We start from the raw sequence: 2,706 nt of genomic DNA, 5'->3' as shown, positions 1-2,706 counted from the left end.
GTCACTACCGGGGTCTTTATTCCATGGACCCTGCCGCCGGTGATCAGCGGTTTTATCGTCACCGGGCATCTCAGCGGTAGCATCATGCAACTGCTTAATCTGTTGATTGGCGCGATGCTGTATCTGCCCTTCATGCGCATCGTCGATAAGCAGTATCGCGCGGCGGAAATCACCGCCCGTGCCGCAACGGACAACACGCTTGCTAAACAGGAGTAAACCAATGTGGGGAATTATTGCCACCTGGCGAATGGCGCTGGAAGGCGTAACGGAATCCGCTGCGGCGCTGGCCGCCGGAGCTGAAACCTCTATCGCCGTCGTCAATGCGGTAGCCGCAGTCGAAGATTTTCCGCTGTACAAATCGGTAGGCTACGGCGGCCTGCCGACCGAGAACGGCGAAGTCGAACTGGACGCCGCCTATATGAATGGCGATACCCTGGCGTTCGGCGCGGTTGGCAATCTGGTGGATATCGCCAATCCGGTGAAAGTGGCCCACGCCCTGAGCCGCCAACGCTATAACAGCCTGCTGGTCGGTCAGGGAGCCCGAGAGTGGGCGCTGAGCCAGGGATTTGCCGCCAAAGAGATGCTCACCGATCGCGCCATGCAGCACTATCGTAAACGCTGCCGTGAAACGCTGGATCAAGGCCTCAGTCCCTATGATGGTCACGATACCGTGGGCATTATCGGCCTCGATCGACAGGGTTCAATGAGCGTCGCAACCTCCACCAGCGGCCTGTTTATGAAAAAGCGCGGGCGACTGGGCGACTCACCGATTATCGGGTCCGGTTTTTATTGCGATAGCGAGACCGGGGCCGCCACGGCAACCGGCGTAGGCGAAGATCTGATGAAAGGCTGTACCAGCTACGAAATTGTACGACGAATGGCCCAGGGCATGACGCCGCAGCAGGCGGCGGACTCGGTGGTCAGCGAGCTGGAGGACAAACTGATGTCACGCTTTGGCCGCGCGGGAGATCTTTCGGTGGTCTGCATGAACCGTCACGGTGAATTCGGCGCGGCCACCAATATCAAAACCTTCTCCTTTGTCGTCGCTAGCGCAACGCAGCCACTCACCGTGTTTTGCGCCGAGCGCGTGCAGGAGAAAACTCATTACCGTCCGGTGGACGACGAATGGATGCAGGCCTATGCCGCACGTATTCGTGCGCCCATTGAGGAGTAAGTCATGTTGAATTATCGCTTAATTAATCAGCTGGATAGCACCTGCGATGGCGCACATCTGGTAACGTGGCCCGGCAGCCCGTTGTTAGACGTCTGCCCCCTAAACGCCAGCCCTCTGCTTGCGGAAATGGCCGAACAAGCCGCTGGCGGCGAGGTCGCGGATACCCGCTTCGGCTGTTCGCCTTTCGCCCGCATTACCGTTATCCCACGGTTACAGTGGCAGGATGCGATGAACGACAGCCTCACAGAGGTACTGCGCCCGTTGTGCAAAACGCCGGTGAGTGAATCGCTTGTCCTGGATTGCTCGCTGGAAGAGGCGTACGGCGCATTAACCAAAGCACTGCGTTATCTGTTTAACCTGGACTGGCATCTCGACGATCTGGGCCTGCATCGGGTAAATACCGGGAAACGGCGGCTGCGCCAGCTCTCATTTTACGCCTTGCCTGAACAGCAGACCGTGCTTGAAACCCTGGCTCATCGCCAGCAGGCCACGGCGTACGGCATGATCGCCGCACGGCAGCTGGCAGATCTGCCTTCTGAGCAGTGTACGCCGCAGTATGTGGTGGACGAAGCTGCACGTTTATGCGCCGATATTCCCGCTCTGCGCTGCGAAGTGCTTGATGAAAAGGCCATCGTTGAACAAGGGCTCGGCCTGCTGCATGCGGTCGGTAAAGGCGCCGAGCGCCCGCCGCGCCTGCTGGCGATTCATTATGATGGCATCACCGATGGCCCGGTACGCTGCTATGTCGGTAAAGGCGTGACCTTTGATACCGGCGGGCTGTGGCTGAAGGAAGGCGCCGGAATGTACACCATGAAGTACGATATGTGCGGCGCGGCCAACGTCCTGGGATTGATGCTAAGCATCGCCAGGCTGGCGCTGCCGGTGCGGGTCATGGGGGTACTGGCGCTGGCGGAAAACGCTATTGGCCCGAACGCTATGCAGCCCGGCAGCGTCGCGCGCGCCTGTAACGGCTTAACGGTAGAGATCAACAACACCGATGCCGAAGGTCGTCTGGTGCTTTCCGACGCCATTGCCTGGGCCAGTCAGCGGCATCCGCAGGCGCGCTATATTATCGATATGGCAACGCTGACCGGCGCGGTGGTGAAGGCGCTGGGTTATGACCTCAGTGGTTTAATGACCCAAAACGAAACCCTGCGTTCGGCGTTGACTCAGGCGGGAATAGAGAGCGGGGATGAAGTCTGGTCGCTGCCGCTGGACAGTCGGCTGAAAAAACAGACCGAAAGTGCGATAGCCGACCTGTGCAATACGCCGGGCAACAACGCGGCAATCAGTGCCTCCGCCGCCTGGCTGTTGCAGCATTTCTGTCCGCCGGAAATCCCGTGGGCCCACCTCGACGTCAGCGGCACGGCGCTGTGGCGCGAAGGCGGCAAGAGCGTGGCCTCCGGCAGGCCAATACCGCTGCTGATCCAGCATCTGCTCGACGATATCAGCGATGTTTAAAACCTTCCTGGGGGCGGCGCCTTGCGCCTTGCCCGGGCTACCAAACAATAAACTTCCACGATGCACCTGCC

Annotated in this window: 2 protein-coding genes and 1 pseudogene; all 3 read left to right on the top strand. The window is 59.6% G+C overall.

Annotated elements, in window-relative coordinates; genetic code table 11:
* Positions 1–216 (top strand): annotated as a pseudogene (locus QVF11_RS18370) (PTS lactose transporter subunit IIC); the annotation flags it as partial.
* Between the two features lie 4 nt (positions 217–220).
* Positions 221–1,174, top strand: a complete 954-nt coding sequence (locus QVF11_RS18365; protein ID WP_142513715.1) for a N(4)-(beta-N-acetylglucosaminyl)-L-asparaginase — start codon at positions 221–223, stop codon at positions 1,172–1,174.
* Between the two features lie 3 nt (positions 1,175–1,177).
* Positions 1,178–2,635, top strand: a complete 1,458-nt coding sequence (locus tag QVF11_RS18360) for a leucyl aminopeptidase family protein (RefSeq protein WP_287858586.1) — start codon at positions 1,178–1,180, stop codon at positions 2,633–2,635.
* Positions 2,636–2,706 lie beyond the last annotated feature (71 nt).

Origin of the sequence: Klebsiella sp., assembly GCF_027492335.1 — a bacterium.
GTDB lineage: Bacteria > Pseudomonadota > Gammaproteobacteria > Enterobacterales > Enterobacteriaceae > Klebsiella > Klebsiella huaxiensis.
Note: the sequence above shows the minus strand (reverse complement) of the source record. Positions and strands in the feature narration are given on the sequence as shown.

Excerpts from the sequence above, each read along its gene's own strand:
- QVF11_RS18365 (WP_142513715.1), top strand. The coding sequence starts at position 221 with ATGTGGGGAATTATTGCCACCTGGCGAATGGCGCTGGAAGGCGTAACG.
- QVF11_RS18360 (WP_287858586.1), top strand. The coding sequence starts at position 1,178 with ATGTTGAATTATCGCTTAATTAATCAGCTGGATAGCACCTGCGATGGC.